The organism is Pseudomonas peli, assembly GCF_900099645.1.
Taxonomy (GTDB): domain Bacteria; phylum Pseudomonadota; class Gammaproteobacteria; order Pseudomonadales; family Pseudomonadaceae; genus Aquipseudomonas; species Aquipseudomonas peli.
On sequence record NZ_FMTL01000001.1, the window covers coordinates 1,803,330 to 1,822,137 of the forward strand.

An 18,808-nucleotide genomic window follows, 5' to 3' on the forward strand; every position below is an offset into this window, starting at 1 on the left:
GCAACCGCTCGGCGGCCAACTCGCCCTACAACTGCAGCGCCTCGGTCAGCGCTTCGAGGCTAACAAACTCGCGGTCCACACTCGGCAAGAGCGGCCGGCGCAGCAGCAATACCGGCAAACCCAATTCCCGCGCCACCTGCAACTTCGGCTCGGTGGACTGGCTGCCGCTGTTTTTGCTGATCAGCACATCGGTGCCCAGGCGGGCGAATAGCGCGCGCTCCTCGTCCAGCGCGAACGGCCCGCGCGCACCGATAATCTCCGCACGCAGTACGCCTTGCTGGGCCGTTAGGCAGCGCACGGTCCAGTGCTGGTGCGGGGGAATCTCGTGCAGATGTTCCAACGGTTCGCGGCCCAGGGTAAACAGCGGGCGCTGGAAGCCCTGCAGCGCAGCAACCAGCTCGGCCCAATCGTCCACTTCACGCCAGTCATCGCCCTCTCCGGCTTGCCAGCCGGGACGACGCAGCGCCCAGCAGGCAATCCCGCTCAACTCGGCGGCGCGGGCGGCATTGGCGCTGATCTGTGCGGCATAGGGGTGGGTCAGATCCAACAGCAGTTCGATGCACTGCTCGCGGATAAACTCCGCCAATCCTTCGGCCCCGCCAAAGCCGCCAACGCGCACCTGGCAGGGCAAGTCATCAGGTACCCGGCCCAGCCCGGCCAGGCTATAGATCGCTTCAGTACTCAGGCGACGCGCCAGACGCAGCGCCTCGGTGGTGCCGCCCAACAGCAGAATGCGCGGGCTCACGGCTTGCGCACCTCCAGCAGGGTGATCGGCAAGGCGCTGCGCCAGGTGTCGAAACCGCCCAGCGGCTGCGCCTGGGCCACGCAGATACGGGTCAGCTCGCCACCCACCTGTTCGCGCCAGGCCACCAGCGCCGCTTCGCTTTGCAGGGTCACGGCATTGGCCACCAGACGACCGCCTGGTTTCAGACTGGCCCAGCACTGCTCCAGCACGCCGGGGATGGTCACCCCGCCGCCGATAAAGATCGCATCCGGCGCCGCCAATCCGGCCAAGGCTTCGGGCGCGCGGCCGGCGACCAGTTGCAGACCTGGCACGCCCAGGGCATCGCGGTTGTGCTGAATATGCGCCTGACGGCCGGCATCGGCCTCGATGGCCAGCGCACGGCAGCTGGGGTGCGCGCGCATCCACTCAATGCCGATGGAGCCGCAGCCGGCGCCGACATCCCAGAGCAGTTCACCGGGTTGCGGCGCGAGCCGCGCCAGGGTGATGGCGCGCACGTCGCGCTTGGTCAGCTGGCCATCGTGCTGATAGGCGTCATCCGGCAAACCCGGCGTCAGCGGCAGCAGACGTGCATCGGCGCCCGCCACGCAGTCGATGGCCAGCAGATTGAGATCGGCAGCGCGCGGCACGGCCCAGTCGCTGGCCAGACCATCGATGCGCCGTTCCTGATCGCCGCCCAAATGTTCCAAAACGGTCAAACGGCTGGGACCAAAACCGCGTTCACGCAGCAGCTCGGCCACCGCCGCCGGACTGTCACCGTCATTACTCAACAGCAGCAGCCGCGCGCCGGGGAAAATCTGCGCCTGAAGCGCCGCCAACGGCCGCGCCACCAGCGACAGCACCGTCACGTCCTGCAGTGGCCAACCCAGGCGAGCAGCAGCCAGTGAGACGGATGAGGGCGCAGAGAACACCCGCAATTCATCCGCCGGCAGCTGACGCGCCAGGCTCGCGCCCACGCCATAGAACAGCGGGTCGCCGCTGGCCAGCACGCACACCGGCATCCCGCGCCGCGCCATTACCGGCTCCAGGCTAAAGGGGCTCGGCCAGCGTTCGTGCTGCCCTGGCAGATTGCTGGGCAACAGCGCCAGCTGCCGTGGGCTGCCAACAATCCACTGCGCCTCGCCCAGCGCCCGACGCGCCGCCTCACCCAGGCCGGCGTAACCGTCTTCACCAATGCCCACCAGGGTTAACCAGGCTGTCATACCCACTCCTCTGCCCCCGCCCGACAAGCTAGGGTGTCAGCGCATCAAACAAAGCGGGCATAATACAGCCTTCGTCGGTGCCCACCGCCATGGTGCGAGGGGCCTAAGAGGGAATCCGGAGCGATCTGCTGATCGTGACCGAGCTGCCCCCGCAACTGTAAACAGCGAGTCTGCCGCCACTGCGCCACTGGGAAACTGGGAAGGCCGCGCCAGATGATGACCTGTCAGCCAGGAGACCTGCCGACGACGCTAGTCGCGAGTGCCAACATCGGGCGGGGTGTACCGATGCCATGAAATCCCCTGTGGGCGGGTTTCGCTGGTTCGGTCGCCGCGTCGTAGAACCTGTTTTCGATCTAGCGAGCTAGAGCCCTACAAGGCAAAAACAGGCGAGGAAGCGGAGTGTACGAGCTGTACATGAGCATTCCGAGCCTGGTTTTAACGCAGTAGGGCCGACGCGCAGCAGATCGTAGACAGGTTCGTTGTTACTGGTGAACTTGTTGCGCGACCGTCTAACCTCCGCCGATCTGCCTGCCCCACGCCCCGAAAAACCGGGATCGGCGTGCCCCGGCCTGCTGCGTATCGTTCCGGCGCTGGACGGCGGCATCTGCCGGGTCAAGCTGGCCGGCGGCGTACTCAGCAGCCAACAGGCACGCGCCATCGCCGAGGCGGCCGAGCGCTGCGCCAGCGGTATGCTGGAGCTGACCAACCGCAGCAATCTGCAGATTCGTGGCGTATTGCCCGGCCAACAGGCCGAGCTGATCGAGCGCCTGCTGGCTGCCGGCCTTGGCCCGAGCAACCCGGCCGCCGACGATGTGCGCAACCTGCTGCTCAGCCCCGCCGCCGGCCTCGACCCGCAGGCCTTGCTCGACACCCGCCCACTGGCCGCCGCGCTGCTCGACCTGCTGCAAACCACCCCGGCGCTGCATGGGCTGTCGGCCAAGTTCGCCGTGCAGCTGGACGGCGGCGAAGCCCTGGCGATGCTCGAACACCCCCACGATATCTGGCTCAGCGCCCTGCCCGGCTCGCCAGCCAGACTGACGTTTGGCCTGGCTGGCTGCCCGACTGACACGCCGCTGGGCGTGGTCGACGTTGAGCAAGCCGTGCCGCTGGTGGAACAGCTACTCAGGCTGTTCCTCGATCTGGCTGGCAGCGAACACAGCCGTATGCGCCAGCTGCTGAGCGTGATTCCCGCCAGCCAGCTGCTGCAACAGCTGCAAACGCGCCTGCCCTTTGCCGTGCAGGCGCCACCGACCGATTGGCAACACAAACCAGTCAGCCCACGCGCGCCGATGGGCATTTATCCACAGCAGCAAAACGCCCTTTGCATGGTTGCCGCCGCTTCACGTCTGGGCCGAATCGACGCCGCACAACTCAACGCCCTGGCCGATCTGGCTGAGCACTACGGCGATGCCAGCCTGCGCCTGACGCCCTGGCAGGGTCTGCTGCTGCCGAATATCCCTGAGCACTCGGCAGACAACCTGCTGCATAAACTGGCCGTACTGGACCTGCTGATAGATGCGCAGGAACCACTTAGCAATCTGATCGCCTGCACCGGCTCAGCCGCCTGCGCCAAGGGCCTGGCCGACAGCAAAGCCGACGCCTTGCTGCTCGCCAAGCGCCTGCGCGCCAGCACAGCGCGGCCGCAGGTGCATCTCAGCGCCTGCCCACGCTCCTGCGCCGCCGCGCATACCGCGCCCTTTACCCTGCTGGCCAGCAGCGCCGGGCATTACCAGCTTTATCAACGCATGCCAGAGGCAGCCGGTTTCGGTCAACTGCAGGCCAGCGCCATGACTATCGACGAGGCCGGTGACTGGTTCGCCGCCCACTGCGCAACAGGAAACAGCAATGCTTGAGTACATCCGCGACGGCCAGGAAATCTACCGCCAGTCCTTCGCCACCATCCGCGCCGAGGCTGACCTGTCGGCGATTCCGGCCGATCTGGAAAAGCTCGCCGTGCGGGTTATCCACGCCTGCGGCATGGTCGATGTGGTGCAGGACCTGCGCTTCTCCCCTGGCGCCGGCGCTGCCGGCCGCGCCGCATTGGCCAAGGGCGCAGCGATTCTCTGCGATGCGCGGATGGTCGCCGAAGGCATCACCCGCCCGCGCCTGGCCGCCAACAACCCGGTGATCTGCACCCTGCATAACGACGGCGTGATTGAGCAGGCCCGCGCACTGGGCAATACCCGTTCGGCAGTCGCATTGGAACATTGGCGCGAGCACCTGGAAGGCAGCGTGGTGGTGATCGGCAACGCCCCCACCGCGCTGTTTTACCTGCTGGAAATGCTCGACGCCGGCGCACCGAAACCGGCGCTGATTATCGGCATGCCGGTGGGCTTTATCGGCGCGGCGGAATCCAAGGACGCCCTCGCCGCCGACAGCCGTGGCGTGCCCTATGTGATCGTGCGCGGCCGCCGTGGCGGTAGCGCTATGGCGGTGGCAGCGGTCAACGCCCTGGCCACGGAGGTGGAGTGATGACTGTGCAAAAAGGCCGCCTCCTCGGCATCGGCGTCGGCCCCGGCGACCCGGAGCTGATCACCCTCAAAGCCCTGCGTTTGCTGCAGTCGGCAGCGGTGGTCGGCTACTTTGTGGCCAAGGCTAAAGCCAACAAAGGCCATGGCGGCAACGCCTTCGGCATTATCGAACAGCACCTGACGGACGCCCAGCAGCGCCTGCCGCTGGTGTACCCGGTGACCACGGAAAAACTCGCCGCGCCGCTCAGCTATGAAGATGTGATCAGCGATTTCTACGACACCTGCGCGGTGCAGATCGCCGCCCAGCTCGACGCCGGCCACGACGTGGCAGTGATCTGTGAAGGCGACCCGTTCTTCTACGGCTCCTACATGTACCTGCACGACCGTTTGGCCGGCCAGTACGACGTAGAAGTGGTGCCCGGCGTGTGCTCCATGCTCGGCTGCGCCTCGGTGCTCGGCACCCCGCTGGTGTACCGCAACCAATCGCTAAGCGTGCTCTCCGGCGTGCTCCCCGAAGACGAACTCAAGCAGCGCCTGCACAGCGCCGAAGCCGCCGTGATCATGAAACTCGGGCGCAACTTCGAGAAAGTCCGCCGCGTGCTGCAGGAGCTGGGCATCGACCAGCGTGCCCACTACGTCGAACGCGCGACCATGGGCAACCAACGCATCGTGCCGCTGGATGAGGTGGAACCGATGTCCTCGCCGTACTTCTCGATGATCGTCATCCCCGGCGAGAAATGGCGCGGTTGATCCGCCCACCGCGCCCCGCCCACTATGGAACACCTTATGACCGCCGCTCCCGCCATCATCATCCTCGGCCCCTCCGCCCTGCCCTGCGCGCGCCGCATTCAGGCGCTGTATCCACAGGCCAAAATCCACGGACTGGGCAGCCGAGTGACGGGCGTTGAGCGCAGCTATGAGGACTTCGGCGATAACCTGCGCACGCTCTACCGCGCCGGTACGCCGCTGATCGCCCTGTGCGCCGCCGGTATCGTGATTCGCAGCCTGGCCGCCGTGCTCGGCGAGAAAGACAGCGAACCTCCAGTGCTGGCCGTGGCCGAAGATGGCAGCGCGGTGGTGCCGCTGCTTGGCGGCCTGGGCGGGGTCAACCGCATGGCGCGCGAGCTTGCCGCGCACCTTGAGGTCAGCGCGGCGATCACCACCAGCGGCGAACTGCGTTTCGGCACCTGCCTGCTGGAGCCACCAGTAGGCTATGTGCTGGCCGATCTGGAACAGGGCAAAGGCTTTGTCAGCGACCTGCTCGGCGGCCAGGCCGTGCGTATCGAAGGCGACGCGCCCTGGCTGGCTCAGGCCAAACTGCCGGTGGATAAACAGGCCAACCGGGTTATCCACATTAGCCCGCACAGCCGCGCGGCCAATGCCGATGAACTGCTGATCCACCCGCAGCAAGTAGCCGTGTGGGTCGAACAGGCCAACGCCGATTTGCTTAGCGAGCTGCAGCAGGCGCTGCAAACCAGCAACCTGGCCGCACAAAGCCTGGCCTGCCTGCTGGCCGCGCCAGAGCTGATGGCCAACGCCGACCTGCACCACGCCGCTGCACAACTCAAACTGCCGCTGCGCTTTATCGACGACGCCCAGCAGCTGCCACCGCTGCATAGCCAGCACGCCAACCTGCGCCTGCTGCTAGCCGCTGCGCCGATCGATGCCAACCAGCTCGGCCGCCCCCGTGGTCGCCTGACGGTGATCGGCCTCGGCCCCGGTGCCGCCGAATTTATGGTGCCCGCCGCGCGCCAGGCTTTGGATGAAGCTCAGGATCTGCTCGGCTACGAAACCTATATCAAGATGGCCGGCCCACTGCGCCCGGAGCAGGTGCGTCACTGCACCGATAACCGTGAAGAAATGCAGCGCGCCCGCCATGCCTTTGCACTGGCCGCCAGCGGTCGGCGCGTGGTGGTGGTGTCGTCCGGCGACCCCGGCGTGTTCGCCATGGCCGCCGCCGTGCTGGAAGCCCTGCATGAATCCACCGACGCCGAATGGCAGCGGGTCGACTTGCAGGTATTCCCCGGCGTTTCCGCTGCGCTGGCCACCGCCGCCAAAGCCGGCGCGCCGCTGGGCCATGACTTCTGCCTGATATCCCTGTCGGACAACCTCAAGCCCTGGGCCATTATCGAAAAACGCCTGGCCCACGCCGCCGCTGCCGACCTGGTGATGGCCTTCTACAACCCCATTTCCAAAGCCCGCCCCTGGCAGCTCGGTAGCGCGCTGGATATCGTCCGCCAGCAACGCACACCAGACACCCTGGTGGTCCTCGGCCGTGATATCGGCCGCCCCGGCGAAACCCTGCGCACCCTAACCTTGGGCGAACTCACCCCAGAAATGGTCGATATGCGCACCCTGGTAATCATCGGCTCCAGCCAAACCTGCCGCTTCCCGCGCGCCGAAGGTGGGGAGTGGGTGTATACGCCGAGAAGTTATCCACAGGAGTGAAACTCCGGGTGCGCCCATGGGTGCCAAACGCTTAAACAGATGCCCTTAACTGACATCGCAAACAATGATGGCTATCTGACATAATCGCGCCGCCAAGGCCTATAGCCCTGGTTGTCTAAAGCTATTCACTCTGAACCTGAAAAGGATTTCCCATGCAAAACCGCTTCAAGCTGTTTATCGCCGCACTCGGCATTGCCGTTCTTTCCGGTTGCGCTTCCGTGCCGATGGACACCCCTTCGGCAGACGCCGCACTGAAGTCCTTCCCCGCACCGCCTGCTGATCAAGCCGGGCTGTATATCTATCGCGACAGCTTTGCCGGCCAAGGGCTGAAGAAGACCGTTAAGGTCGATGGAGAAGTAATCGGCGAAACAGCCAACCGCACTTACTTCTACCGCCTCGTCACCCCCGGTAACCGCGTTATCGCTACCGAGTCCGAGTTCAGCGACAACACCATCAACCTGATGGCCGTCGCCGGACAGAACCACTATGTGCGTCAGTCCATCAAGATGGGCGTATTCGTGGGTGGCGCCAAGCTGGAAGTGATCCCGGAAGCAACCGCCCAAGCGCACCTGCAGAAGTGTGAGCTAGCGAAGTAACCGCTGCTGCCCAGTGCCTGGAGACCCGCATGGTGAGTGCAGCTCATCAACCATACAGGTCACTCGCCTGGGCATTTAACAGTGGGCAAGCCTTGGCGTGCCCAGCGTTAAATGCCCCAAACATCCTTAGCGCTCATCCCTGCGCAGCAGGTAGCTATCCATAATCCAGCCATGCTGCTCGCGCAGTTCGGCGCGGCGGGTGCGGATGGTGTCGGCGACCTCACTTAGCGGGCCGGCGATCAGCACTTCATCCGGGGTGCCGATATAGGCGCCCCAGTAGATCTGCATGGCCTGATCGACAAAGCGTTGGTAGGTGTCCTGGGCGTCGAGCATCACCAGCACGCTGTCCAAGCCATCGGGAAAGCCGGCTTCGGCCAGGCGCCGCGCCGGGGTGATCTGGAAGGCCTGGCCGATGCTGTTAAAGCAGACCTTATGCTTGGCCGCCAGGGCTTGCAGGCTGGTGATGCCGGGGATCACTTCGTACTCAATCTGCTCGCTGCTGTTGCTGACTATCTGTTCGACGATGCGCAGGGTGCTGTCGTACAGCGCCGGGTCGCCCCAGACCAGAAAGGCGCCGGTTTCGCCATCGCGCATCTGCTCGCGAATCATGCCTTCGAACACCTGCTGTTTGTCCTGATTCAGGTCGACCACGCTGCCGCGATAGTCCGGCACATCGCGCACCCGCTCCGGGCAATCGGCGCTGGCAAAACGGTAGTCGCGGCCCTGGATAAAGCGCTCGCAGATGGTCTTGCGCAGGCCGATCAGGCTGTCCTTTGTGCTGCCTTTGTCCATCAAAAAGAACACGTCCGTGCGGTTCAGCGCGTTGATCGCCTGCACAGTCAGGTAGTCCGGGTCGCCGGCACCGATGCCGATTATCAACAGGGTTTTCATAAAGCGCTCTCCAGGCTGCCGGCTAACAGCGGCAGCGAATCGATATGTCGGTAGTCGGCACCCAGCTCAGTGGCCAATTGGCGCGCGCGGCCGAGGCGGATCGGTGCACTTTCGATATCCACCAGCAGCGCCGGGCAGGCGCTCGGGGCTAACGCCGGCCAATCGCGCAAGCGGCCATCGGTGATGATCAACAAACGCTGACGCTCGGCCGGGTGCAACCGCTGACGCCGCGCCTGCCAGTCGGCGCCCTGCTGCAACGCATCAAATAGCGGCGTGCCGCCGCCCGCGCCCAACTCGGCCAACCACTGCTGCAAGGCCTGGGAGGCTTTCTGCCCCTGCCAAAGCCATTGCGCCTGGCGGCCGGTGGCGTGCAGCACGGCCAGGCGCGCACGTTGCCGGCGGGCCTGCTCGAACACTTCACTAAGCAGACCTTTGGCCTTGCTCAGTGCACCATGGCGGCGAGTCGAGGCCGAGGCGTCGACAATCACCAACCACAGCTCCGCAGGCTTGCTGCTGCGCGGTTGCAACACGAGATCCTGTCGAGTACGCGGACGGCCTTTAAGCAGGCTCGCCGGCCAGTCGATACGACCCGTTACACCACTGCGACTGGCACCGTTGCGACCATTGCCGAGTGTGCCGGGAGCGGCCCGGGCATCCGCGCCTGGGGCTGTGCGCGGGCGGATGCCTAGGGCTTTTTTGTCCAGCGCGGCGGTTCACGCCGGACGCCAAGGCTCTGTGCCTGAGCGGGTAATTCACCCCACTGGCCTTCGCCTTGCGGCTGCTCGCTGGGCTTATCGTTGCTGGGCTGAGATTGCGACTGAGGTTGTGGCGGTTGTGCGGCATGCGGCGGGTTATGTCGGCGACGGTGACGCAAGACGAAGTCTTCCACCGCATCGATATCCACAGATTCAATGTGTTCGGCACCGCGCCAGGCGGCATGCGCACGGGCGGCGCGCAGCCAGACCAAATCGGCGCGCAGACCATCGACGGCGGCGGCGAAACAGCGCTGGCTGATCTGCTCCAGTGCGGCGTCATCCAGCAGAATTGCCGCCAGTCGCACACGGGCACTCTGGCAACGCTCGCGCAGTTCATCCTGCTGCGCTTGCCAGCGCTCAAGAAACGCCTGCGGGTCGGCATCGAAGGCCAACCGGCGACGGACAATCTCGGCGCGCTGGGCCGGTTGCGGCTGGGCGTCCAGGGCTAGGTTAAGGCCGAAGCGGTCGAGCAGTTGCGGGCGTAGCTCGCCCTCCTCGCCGTTCATGGTGCCGATCAGTACAAAGCGCGCGGCATGCCGGTGGGAAATGCCGTCGCGCTCGATATGGTTGACCCCGCTGGCGGCGGCATCCAGCAGCAGGTCGACCAGATGATCGGGCAGCAGATTGACCTCATCGACATACAACACGCCGCCATTGGCCTTGGCTAGCAGACCGGGGGAAAACTGCGCACGGCCCTCGCCCAGCGCGGCGTCTAGATCGAGGGTGCCGACGATGCGCTCCTCACTCGCACCTAGCGGCAGGGTGACAAAGGTGCCGCTGGCAAGCAGATCAGCCAGGCCACGGGCCAGGGTCGACTTGGCCATACCGCGTGGGCCTTCGATCAGCACGCCGCCGATGGCCGGATCAATGGCCGCCAGGCACAGCGCCAGTTTCAGGTCATCGGCGGCGACCACGGCAGCAAGGGGGAAGTGGCTATCGGTCATGGCTATATCCTGCGGATGCGGGTTGCTTTAGCTCCCTCTCCCGCTTGCGGGAGAGGGTTGGGGAGAGGGCAAAACGACTTACCCTCTCCCCCAGCCCCTCTCCCATAAATGGGCGAGGGGAGAATAAACAGCGCGGCACCTGCATCAGCTTTCCTCGCTATCAATCAGCAGGTTTTCCAGGGCTTCGCGGTATTCTCCGGGGTGCTGCCAGAGGCCGCGCTGCTGGGCTTCGAGCAGGCGTTCGAGGATGTCCTGCAAGGCGCCGGGGTTGTGTTGCTGGATAAAGTCGCGGGTGTTTTTGTCAAGCAAATAGGCATCGGCGAGCAGTGCGTACTGGTGGTCATCAACCAGTTCGCTGGTGGCGTCGAAGGCGAACAAATAGTCGATGGTTGCCGCCAGCTCGAACGCGCCCTTGTAGCCGTGGCGCTTCATGCCGTCGATCCACTTGGGGTTGGCAGCGCGGGCGCGCACCACGCGGTTGAGTTCTTCCTTCAGGGTGCGGATACGCGGGGTATCGGGCTGGCTGTTGTCGCCGTGGTAGCTGGCCACCTTGGCGCCGCGCAGGGTTTCCACCGCCGCGAGCATGCCGCCCTGGAACTGGTAGTAGTCGTTGGAATCGAGAATGTCGTGCTCGCGGTTGTCCTGGTTGTGCAACACCGCCTGCATCTGCTCCAGGCGCTCGGCGAACTGCGCGCGCGCCGGGGTGCCTTCGCTGTGGCTGCCGTAGGCGTAGCCGCCCCAGTTCAGGTAGACCTCGGCGAGGTCCTCGCGGGTTTGCCACAGGCGTTCTTCGATGGCGTTCTGCACGCCCGCGCCATAGGCCCCAGGCTTGGAGCCGAACACCCGCCAGCCGGCCTGTTTAAGCGCCTCGGCTTCGTCCAGTCCGCTGTCCTGCAGGGTCAGGGATTCACGCCAGACCCGCGCCGACAGCGGATTCATATCTTCCGGCTCATCGAGATCAACCACCGCCTGCACGGCGTCATCGAACAGACGTATCAGGTTGCTAAAGGCATCGCGGAAGAAGCCGGACACGCGCAGGGTCACGTCTACCCGTGGGCGACCGAGTTGCTCAATCGGCAGCACCTCGAAACGCTCAACGCGCTGACTGCCGGCCTGCCACACCGGGCGTACGCCCATCAGCGCCAGGGCCTGGGCCATATCGTCGCCGCCGGTACGCATGGTCGCGGTGCCCCACATCGACAGGCCGAGCTGACGCAGGTGATCGCCGTGGTCCTGCAGATGCCGCTCCAGCAGACGATCCGCCGCCTGCACGCCGATACGCCAGGCGGTCGGCGTGGGCAGGTTGCGCACATCGACGCTATAGAAATTGCGCCCGGTGGGCAGCACATCGAGCCGGCCGCGACTCGGCGCGCCACTCGGCCCGGCGGGGACAAAACGCCCGCTTAGCGCCGCGAGCAGGCCGTGCATTTCGACCGGGCCGCAGGCATCCAGCAGCGGCGCGATCTGCTCACGCAAACGCTGCAGTACCTGGGTGCTTTCCGCACCAACGGATTCAAAATCCGCCGCGCTAATCAACTGCAAGGCCAGCAGTTCCAAGCGCTCACGGGTATCGCCAGCGCTGCGCCAGCTGTCATCGCTCAGGCTCTGTAACACCGCAGGGCGCGGGCCCAGCCAGGGTGCAGCCATATCGCAGTCGAGGGGATCGAAGTCTAGCTCCAGATCGCGGGCCAGGGCGCGCAGCAAGCTGGCATTGCCGCCCTGACCATCGCCACGGGGAATGCGCAGCAGCGCCAGCAAGGTGTCGCGGCGCAGGCTGCCGGCCGGTGATTCGCCGAATACGTGCAGGCCATCGCGGATCTGCGATTCCTTTAAATCACACAAGTAGGCATCCAGCTGCGGCAGCCAGCTATTGGGGTCTGCATTCAGTTGCAGGCCCAATTCGCGGTCGAGGCTAGCCTCGCGCACCTTGAGCAGAATCTCGCCACGCAGCTCGGCGGCGCGGCGCAGGTCGAGCTGGCTGGCCTCGTAATATTCGTCGGCCAGGCGCTCCAGATCGCGCAGCGGGCCGTAGCTTTCCGCGCGGGTCAGCGGTGGCATCAGATGGTCGATAATCACCGCCTGGGTACGCCGTTTGGCCTGCGCGCCCTCGCCTGGATCGTTGACGATAAACGGGTAGATATTCGGCAGCGGGCCGAGAATCGCGCTCGGCCAGCACTGCTCGGACAGGCCGACGCTCTTGCCCGGCAGCCATTCCAGATTGCCGTGCTTGCCGACATGGATCACCGCGTCACAAGCAAAGGCCCGGCGCAGCCAGCAGTAGAACGCCAGGTAGCCGTGCGGCGGCACCAGATCGGGATCGTGATACACCGCTGCCGCGTCCAGCTGATAACCGCGCGCCGGCTGGATGCCGACAAAGGTCAAACCAAAACGCAGGCCGGCGATCATCAGCCGCCCACCACGGAACATAGGATCGCTCTGCGGTTCGCCCCAACGTTCGCGCACCGCCTGCTGATTGGCTTGCGGCAAGCTGTGGAAAAACGCCAGGTACTCATCCAGTGCCAGGCTCTGGGCGCAGGGCCGCGCATCAAGGCTGTCCAGATCATTGGTAACGCCGCCAAGCAGCTGATGAATCAGCGCGGTGCCGCTGTCGGGCAAGCCTTCCACCGGATAGCCCTGCTGTTGCAGCGCCTTGAGGATATTCAGCGCAGCCGCCGGGGTATCCAGGCCAACGCCATTGCCGATACGCCCGTCGCGCGTCGGGTAGTTGGCGAGGATCAGGGCAATGCGCTTATCGGCGTTGTGTTTGCGCGCCAGCTCAATCCAGTTGCGCGCCAGCTCGGCGACAAAATCCATCCCCGGCAGATGGGGCTGGTAACAGACCACATCGCTCTGGCTGCGCTCGCTGCGCCAGGCCAAGCCCTTGAAGCTGATCGGCTGGGTAATCAGACGGCCGTCAAGCTCGGGCAGCACAATATGCATGGCCAGGTCGCGCGACCCTAGGCCCTGAGCATTGGCCAGCCACTGTGCATGGTTATCCAACGAACAAATGGCTTGCAGCACCGGGATATCGCGGCGAAAAGGCCGTGCGCTCGGCGCTTCCGGGTTGGACAGGGCAAAGGCCGTGGTGTTGATGATCAGGCGGGCATCGGCTTGGTCCAGCCAGTCCTCGACCTGGGCCAGGCAGGCCGCTTCCTTAAGGCTGGCCACGGCAATCGGCAGCGGATTAAGGCCCTGGGCCTGTAAGCGCTCACAGAACACATCGATAAAGCCGGTGTTCGCCGCCTGCACCTGGGTGCGGTAGAACAACAGCGCCGCCACCGGTGCACCAACCTGCCAGCTGGCTTGCCAATCGGCCAGGCTCGGGTTAGCCAGTTGCGGGTGATACAGGCCCACGCGTGGCAGGGGCTGCGGGTCGCCCCAGGCGTAGTCACGCTGCAGCCACTGGCTGGCGATGCAGTTAAATAGCTGCAACGCGTTAGCCGCACCGCCCTGGCGCAGGAACTGCCAAAGCCGCTCGGCCTCGGCCACAGGCACGTTGCTCAGGGCCATCAGCTCCGGATCGGGGTTGTCGCAGCCCGGCACCATAATCACCCGCGCGCCGCGCTCGGCCAGTTCGACCAGGCGCTCGATGCCGTAGCGCCAATAGCTGACGCCGCCGTGCACGGAAATCAGGATGACCTTGGCGTACTGCAACACCTGCTCGACGTAAAGATCCACCGAGGCGTGGTTGCTCAGCTGCGCCGGACTGGCCAGGCGCAGACTCGGGTAATCCGCCGGCAACTGCCGCGCCACCTCCGCCAACAGCGACAGCTGCGAATCGCCGGTGCACAGAATCACCAGCTCGGCCGGGGTCTGGCCGAGGTCGGCGATGCTGTCGACCGGCACTTGGCTGCCGGGTTGGGTGCGCAGCAGGTGCATGCGCGCTTAGCCTGCCAGCGCGGCGTTTAGCTCGGCTTCGATAGCGGCTTGATCGAGGCTCTGGCCGATCACAATCAAACGGGTGATACGCGCCTCGTCGGCCTGCCAGGCGCGGTCGAAGTGTTTGTCAAAACGCTGACCGACGCCTTGCAGCAGCAGGCGCATCGGTTTGCCGGGAATCGCCACGAAGCCCTTGATGCGCAGAATGCCGTGGGTGCTGACGGCGCTTTTCAAGGCTTGCAGCAGACGGGCTTCCTCGGCTTCGGGCAATTCGATGGCGAAGGAGTCGAACTCGTCGTGATCGTGCTCTTCATGGCCTTCCAGATCATGGTGGGTCTTGCGCGCATCGATATGCAGCTCGGTCTCGCAGTTCAGGCCCAGCAGCACGTCCAGCGGCAGCTCGCCGCCATGGGCTTCGATGATTTTCACCGCCGGCGGCAGCTCCTCGGCCACTTCCGCACGCACCGCAGCCAGGGCGGTGGCGTCGAGCAGGTCGGCCTTGTTGAGGATCACCAGGTCAGCGCTGGCCAGTTGGTCGGCGAACAGCTCATGCAGCGGCGATTCGTGGTCCAGGTTCGGGTCAAGCTGGCGCTGTGCATCGACCTGTTCAGGGAAGGCGGCGAAGGTGCCGGCGGCCACGGCCGGGCTGTCGACCACGGTGATTACCGCGTCCACCGTGCAGGCGTTGCGAATTTCCGGCCAGTTAAAGGCCTGTACCAGTGGCTTGGGCAGGGCCAGGCCGGAGGTTTCAATCAGGATATGGTCCAGTTCGCCGCGCCGTGCCACCAGCTCGCGCATCACCGGAAAAAACTCTTCCTGCACGGTGCAGCACAGACAGCCGTTGGCCAGTTCGAAGATGCGCCCGTTAGCTTCTTCTTCGCTGCAACCGATGGAGCACTGCTTGAGGATTTCGCCGTCGATACCCAGCTCGCCGAACTCGTTGACGATCACCGCGATGCGCCGCCCGTCGGCGTGGCCGAGCATATGCCGCAGCAGGGTGGTTTTGCCGGCGCCGAGAAAGCCGGTAACGATGGTGACGGGAAGTTTGGCGAGGGTTGGCATGGTGAGTCCTGCGTAACGTCGAAAGAAAGACGAGCAGGAGGCGGCACAGACATGACAGCCACGGGGCGTCAGCCAACACCACCGGATCACCCCGCCCGGTTGTCGAAAGCGTGACGAGGCAGGTCTCCTGGCTCACGGTCTGCGCCTTGCGCGACCCTTCACCTTCCCGCCTGGCGGCAGTGGTGTATCGAAGGGCTTTGGACCGTTTACAGTTGCGGGGGCAGCCAAGGCATCAACCTTGTTCCCTCTTAGCTTCATGGGCATGCCCACGAAGAACCTCGAACGCGACAAGGCTACGCAGGCCACAGCGGCCGGTCAATCGCGGTTGACCGGTGCCGGCCGCCATGTTGAGCTACGCCGCCGCACACACCGAGCGCCGCAGATGATTCCCAGACACACCCCTCGCCACCCCGCTGCCGCCGTTCAGGTAGTCGCCGGGCTGGGCTGCCGCAGCGGCTGCAATGTGGAGGACGTGCTCAGCCTGCTGCTGCACAGCCTGCAGACGCATGGCCTGACTGTGGATAACCTGGCCGGACTGGCCAGCATCGCGCATAAACAAAGCGAGCCGGGCCTGCTGGCATTGGCCGAACGCCTTGGTCTGCAGCTGAACTGCTTTAGTGCGGAAGAACTGCAGCCCTATCAGCACCGTGTGCAAGGCTCGCCGCTTACCCTGGCCGCAACCGGCAGCCCGGCAGTCGCCGAACCCTGCGCCCTGGCCCTGGCCGAACGCATGGACGGCAATGCTGCCCGCCAGCTCGGCGAGAAAACCCGTAACGCCAGCGCCACCTGCGCGCTGGCGTTGATTGCACCCAAGGATGTGTCATGACCGTCTACTTTATCGGCGCCGGCCCTGGCGACCCCGAGCTGATCACCGTCAAAGGCCAGCGCCTGCTGCGCAGCTGCCCGGTGATTCTCTACGCTGGCTCGCTGGTGCCCGAGGCTGTGCTCGAAGGCCACAGCGCCGAGCAGGTGATCAACACCGCCGAGCTGCATCTGGATGAAATCATCGAGCTGATCCGCCAGGCCGATGACAAAGGCCAGGATGTGGCCCGCGTGCACTCCGGCGACCCGTCGCTATACGGCGCGATTGGCGAACAGATCCGTCACCTGCGCCGGCTGGGCATCGCCTTCGAGATCATCCCTGGGGTGACGGCCACTGCGGCGTGCGCTGCCCTGCTGGAAAGCGAACTGACTCTGCCCGAGGTGTCACAGACGCTGATCCTCACCCGCTATGCGAGCAAGTCGAACATGCCCGAGGGCGAGGCATTGGGCGACTTGGCGCGCCACGGTGCGACCATGGCCATCCACCTGGGCGTGGTGCACCTGAGCAAGATCGTTACTGAGTTGCTGCCGCATTACGGCGCGGACTGCCCGATTGCCGTGGTCCATCGCGCCAGCTGGCCGGATCAGGATTGGGTCAGCGGCACCCTGGCCACCATCGAAGAACAGGTGCGCGCTAAGGGCTTTCGCCGCACCGCGCTGATCCTCGTCGGCCGCGTGCTGCACGCCGAACAGTTCGCCGACTCGGCGCTTTACAACGCCGAGCATCGCCACCTGTTCAGGTCGGCAGAAGACTAAGCAGCAGGCAGTCGGCCAGGCTTATCGACGCAATACGCGCCGTGTGAGCAGCAGCAGATCATCCAGCGCCGGCACACTGGCCAATAACACCAGCAGCAAGGCCAGCGGCACGGTGGCGATATAACCCAGGTGGTTAAAGCCCAGTGCGCCGATCACCCCGCCGAGGAAGAAGTACAGCGCCAACAGGCTGAGCACCCGCAGACGTTGGCGGTCAGCCATCACCCGAGCGATATCAGGGCCGCGCGTGCGATTCCAATAGAACAGCTTGCCTAGCTCGATACCGATGTCGGTGATGATTCCGGTGATGTGGGTGGTGCGGATTTCCGCCCTGGAGAGTTTGGTAATCAGCGCGTTCTGCAGGCCCATGATGAAACACAGCAGCATCACCGTCAGCGGCACGAACAGGCCGGTAATCCGCGCCAGCGATGCGCCAAGAAAGCCAAAACACAGCAACAGCGCAGCCTCGAGCAGCAACGGCAGGGCGTATTCGCTATGCAACTGGCGGCGCCGCGAGTAATTGATCATCACCGTCGAGCAGGCTGCACCCAGTAGAAATGACAGCACACCGCCGAGACCACTCCACACCAGGCCATAGGCACCCAGAGCAATGTTGTCCGCCATGGCCGAGACGATGCCGGTCATATGCGAGGTGTATTGCTGCACGGCAAGAAAACCGCCGGCATTGATCGCCCCTGCAACGAAAGCCAGGGCAAAACCCAGATGCCGATTGGCTACGACACTGCGCGTCCGTCCGGTCAGGCTTCTCGCATAGCGAATAGGCATAAGTGCCTCGGGTGAACGGCAGGGCTTAGAGATGAATCTCCGCGCCCTTGATGCCGAGTAGGCGCAACTCTTCGATCAGACCATTGAGATCGGCGAAGGACTCCACCTGCTCCTGGTCATCGACCAGAAAGAAGCTGGTGCCCGCGCCTTTCTTCAACAGCACGATCCATTCCCGGGTATTGGACGGGTTGACGATGATATGGGTATCAAAGAGCACGCCCTGAGCCTGCTTGCTCTTTATATCTTCACGTGTGGGATGAAAATAAAGTTTCATCCAATTTAAAGCTTCGTTATCAAGCTTCAAAAATTCTATAAAATACTTATAAACCAATTAGATAGAAATCAATCTGCTGAAGGCCTAGGGCGGGGTTGTACCGAGATGGAAATCAGTATGGGACGTTAAAGTATCATCCAATTTGCGGCAAGGCCGTTCGCCATGGCCTAAAATATGGAAATAAAGTTTCATCCTTTTGCCGGAAACACAGTGGTGACGGGGCTTGTAGAGGGAGGCCATTTTTGGCCTCCCTCTACACTTGCCAGCTCTAGTTTCTCAGGGCAACGAAACGGACTAGCTAGCGCAATCTAGCTCCACTATTCGGCCTGCCTCATCCAGATATGCTGGTGGAATCGCAGACTAGGGATAGCAGGATGAGGGGGTAGCCCATCTCTGCGGGTAAGGGTGAGCGTTGCGAAGGAGAGCAGCTCCGCGGCGACGTTCACTCCCTCTGGGCACCAATCGATCTTCTGGAGGAAGCTCAATCACTCCGTTGTTGCTTGCTTCCCTGGATTGAACGCTGGCCAGCGGTCTCCTAGACCACGGACAAGATATCTATTTGTTCGATCCGCTTGGGCCTGAGAAGACTCGTAGTAGTCAGCTTGCTTGTAGGCTATCAGCTCGCTCGCGTATAGCCGGTTAAGCACGGCCGGGATTTGATGCTTCGGCACCCCTGCTTTGGAGGCAATCGTTGTGTTGAATCGCCCCGGATTTCTTAGACACTTTCCAGGCTCAGTAAATGTCGCTTCTCAAACTCTACCGGTGACAGCTGGTTGTTGAAACCGTGTCGGCGTTTTGGGTTGTAAAACATCTCGATGTAGTCGAACACATCAGCGCGTGCGTCTTGCCTGGTGCTATAGATTTTTCGCCTGATCCGCTCCCGCTTTAGCAACTGGAAGAAGCTTTCTGCCACCGCGTTGTCGTGGCAGTTACCGCGTCGGCTCATGCTTCCAAGCAAGTTGTTGGCTTTTAGGAAACTCTGCCAGTCACCACTGCTGAACTGACTACCCTGGTCTGAGTGAATCATCACCTCCTGCTTGGGCTTACGCCGCCAAACGGCCATCAGCAATGCATCAATAGCCAGATCGCTGGTCATCTGCGGCTTCATCGACCAGCCAATTACCTGCCGTGAAAACAGATCGAGCACCACCGCCAAAAATAACCAACCCTCATAGGTGCGGAT

The 18,808-nt window shown here is 63.8% G+C and carries 17 protein-coding genes and 2 riboswitches; of the genes, 7 read left to right on the top strand and 10 right to left on the bottom strand.

Annotation, left to right across the window (positions count from 1 at the left end):
• Window positions 1-25: 25 nt before the first annotated feature.
• Together BLO50_RS08575 and cbiE are read right to left on the bottom strand one after the other, a co-directional pair.
• Window positions 26-745 carry a cobalt-precorrin-6A reductase gene (locus tag BLO50_RS08575; protein WP_090251033.1) on the bottom strand — a complete coding sequence of 240 codons (720 nt, stop codon included), beginning with the start codon at window positions 743-745 and terminating at the stop codon, window positions 26-28.
• Window positions 742-1,944 carry a precorrin-6y C5,15-methyltransferase (decarboxylating) subunit CbiE gene (gene cbiE / locus BLO50_RS08580; RefSeq protein ID WP_090251035.1) on the bottom strand — a complete coding sequence of 401 codons (1,203 nt, stop codon included), beginning with the start codon at window positions 1,942-1,944 and terminating at the stop codon, window positions 742-744. Before cbiE ends, BLO50_RS08575 begins: the two co-directional genes overlap by 4 nt.
• A gap of 58 nt (window positions 1,945-2,002) precedes the next feature.
• Window positions 2,003-2,203: riboswitch (cobalamin riboswitch) on the top strand.
• A gap of 238 nt (window positions 2,204-2,441) precedes the next feature.
• Here cbiE and cobG point away from each other — a divergent pair.
• The 5 genes from cobG to BLO50_RS08605 all read left to right on the top strand — a co-directional run bounded on the left by cobG (window position 2,442) and on the right by BLO50_RS08605 (window position 7,459).
• Window positions 2,442-3,797, top strand: a complete 1,356-nt coding sequence (gene cobG / locus BLO50_RS08585; RefSeq protein ID WP_090251363.1) for a precorrin-3B synthase — start codon at window positions 2,442-2,444, stop codon at window positions 3,795-3,797.
• Window positions 3,790-4,416, top strand: coding sequence for a precorrin-8X methylmutase (locus BLO50_RS08590; protein ID WP_090251038.1), 627 nt, complete (start codon window positions 3,790-3,792; stop codon window positions 4,414-4,416). The genes cobG and BLO50_RS08590 overlap by 8 nt, the downstream gene beginning before the upstream one ends.
• Window positions 4,413-5,165 (top strand): precorrin-2 C(20)-methyltransferase, encoded by a 753-nt coding sequence (locus BLO50_RS08595; RefSeq protein ID WP_090251041.1) that lies wholly within the window; start codon window positions 4,413-4,415, stop codon window positions 5,163-5,165. Before BLO50_RS08590 ends, BLO50_RS08595 begins: the two co-directional genes overlap by 4 nt.
• Before the next feature lie 36 nt (window positions 5,166-5,201).
• The gene (cobJ, locus tag BLO50_RS08600; protein ID WP_090251044.1) at window positions 5,202-6,863 is read left to right on the top strand and encodes a precorrin-3B C(17)-methyltransferase; all 1,662 of its coding nucleotides are present in this window, start codon (window positions 5,202-5,204) and stop codon (window positions 6,861-6,863) included.
• A gap of 152 nt (window positions 6,864-7,015) precedes the next feature.
• A complete protein-coding gene (locus tag BLO50_RS08605; protein WP_090251047.1) occupies window positions 7,016-7,459 on the top strand; it encodes a DUF2846 domain-containing protein in 444 nt (147 codons plus the stop codon).
• 126 nt (window positions 7,460-7,585) lie between these two features.
• On the opposite strand, the gene cobF is transcribed toward BLO50_RS08605, so the two are convergent.
• The 5 genes from cobF to cobW form a co-directional block, all read right to left on the bottom strand.
• The gene (gene cobF, locus BLO50_RS08610; RefSeq protein WP_090251048.1) at window positions 7,586-8,350 is read right to left on the bottom strand and encodes a precorrin-6A synthase (deacetylating); all 765 of its coding nucleotides are present in this window, start codon (window positions 8,348-8,350) and stop codon (window positions 7,586-7,588) included.
• On the bottom strand, window positions 8,347-9,033 hold the full coding sequence (locus tag BLO50_RS08615) for a vWA domain-containing protein (protein WP_090251051.1): 687 nt from the start codon (window positions 9,031-9,033) through the stop codon (window positions 8,347-8,349). Before BLO50_RS08615 ends, cobF begins: the two co-directional genes overlap by 4 nt.
• Window positions 9,034-9,035: 2 nt before the next feature.
• Window positions 9,036-10,049 carry a magnesium chelatase ATPase subunit I gene (locus tag BLO50_RS08620; RefSeq protein WP_090251053.1) on the bottom strand — a complete coding sequence of 338 codons (1,014 nt, stop codon included), beginning with the start codon at window positions 10,047-10,049 and terminating at the stop codon, window positions 9,036-9,038.
• A gap of 144 nt (window positions 10,050-10,193) precedes the next feature.
• Window positions 10,194-13,928: a cobaltochelatase subunit CobN gene (gene cobN / locus BLO50_RS08625; protein WP_090251055.1), complete on the bottom strand. Its 3,735-nt coding sequence runs from the start codon at window positions 13,926-13,928 to the stop codon at window positions 10,194-10,196.
• 6 nt (window positions 13,929-13,934) lie between these two features.
• Window positions 13,935-14,990, bottom strand: coding sequence for a cobalamin biosynthesis protein CobW (gene cobW / locus BLO50_RS08630; protein ID WP_090251059.1), 1,056 nt, complete (start codon window positions 14,988-14,990; stop codon window positions 13,935-13,937).
• Window positions 14,991-15,089: 99 nt separating this feature from the next.
• A riboswitch (cobalamin riboswitch) is annotated at window positions 15,090-15,286 on the bottom strand.
• On the opposite strand from cobW, the gene BLO50_RS08635 reads away from it, so the two are divergent.
• Together BLO50_RS08635 and cobM are read left to right on the top strand one after the other, a co-directional pair.
• Window positions 15,253-15,816: a cobalamin biosynthesis protein gene (locus tag BLO50_RS08635; RefSeq protein WP_244152853.1), complete on the top strand. Its 564-nt coding sequence runs from the start codon at window positions 15,253-15,255 to the stop codon at window positions 15,814-15,816. Its footprint overlaps the riboswitch before it by 34 nt.
• Window positions 15,813-16,568: a precorrin-4 C(11)-methyltransferase gene (gene cobM / locus BLO50_RS08640; RefSeq protein WP_090251061.1), complete on the top strand. Its 756-nt coding sequence runs from the start codon at window positions 15,813-15,815 to the stop codon at window positions 16,566-16,568. The genes BLO50_RS08635 and cobM overlap by 4 nt, the downstream gene beginning before the upstream one ends.
• Before the next feature lie 21 nt (window positions 16,569-16,589).
• Here the strand turns inward: cobM and BLO50_RS08645 are convergent, their stop codons facing one another.
• From BLO50_RS08645 to BLO50_RS08660, 3 genes are all read right to left on the bottom strand, one after another.
• Window positions 16,590-17,351, bottom strand: coding sequence for a YoaK family protein (locus BLO50_RS08645; protein ID WP_090251064.1), 762 nt, complete (start codon window positions 17,349-17,351; stop codon window positions 16,590-16,592).
• 25 nt (window positions 17,352-17,376) lie between these two features.
• Complete coding sequence (locus BLO50_RS08650; RefSeq protein WP_090251066.1) at window positions 17,377-17,625, bottom strand: hypothetical protein; 249 nt, start codon at window positions 17,623-17,625, stop codon at window positions 17,377-17,379.
• A 715-nt stretch (window positions 17,626-18,340) separates the two neighbouring features.
• On the bottom strand, window positions 18,341-18,808 hold a 468-nt coding region (locus BLO50_RS08660), incomplete at its 5' end, for an IS3 family transposase (RefSeq protein WP_143003811.1).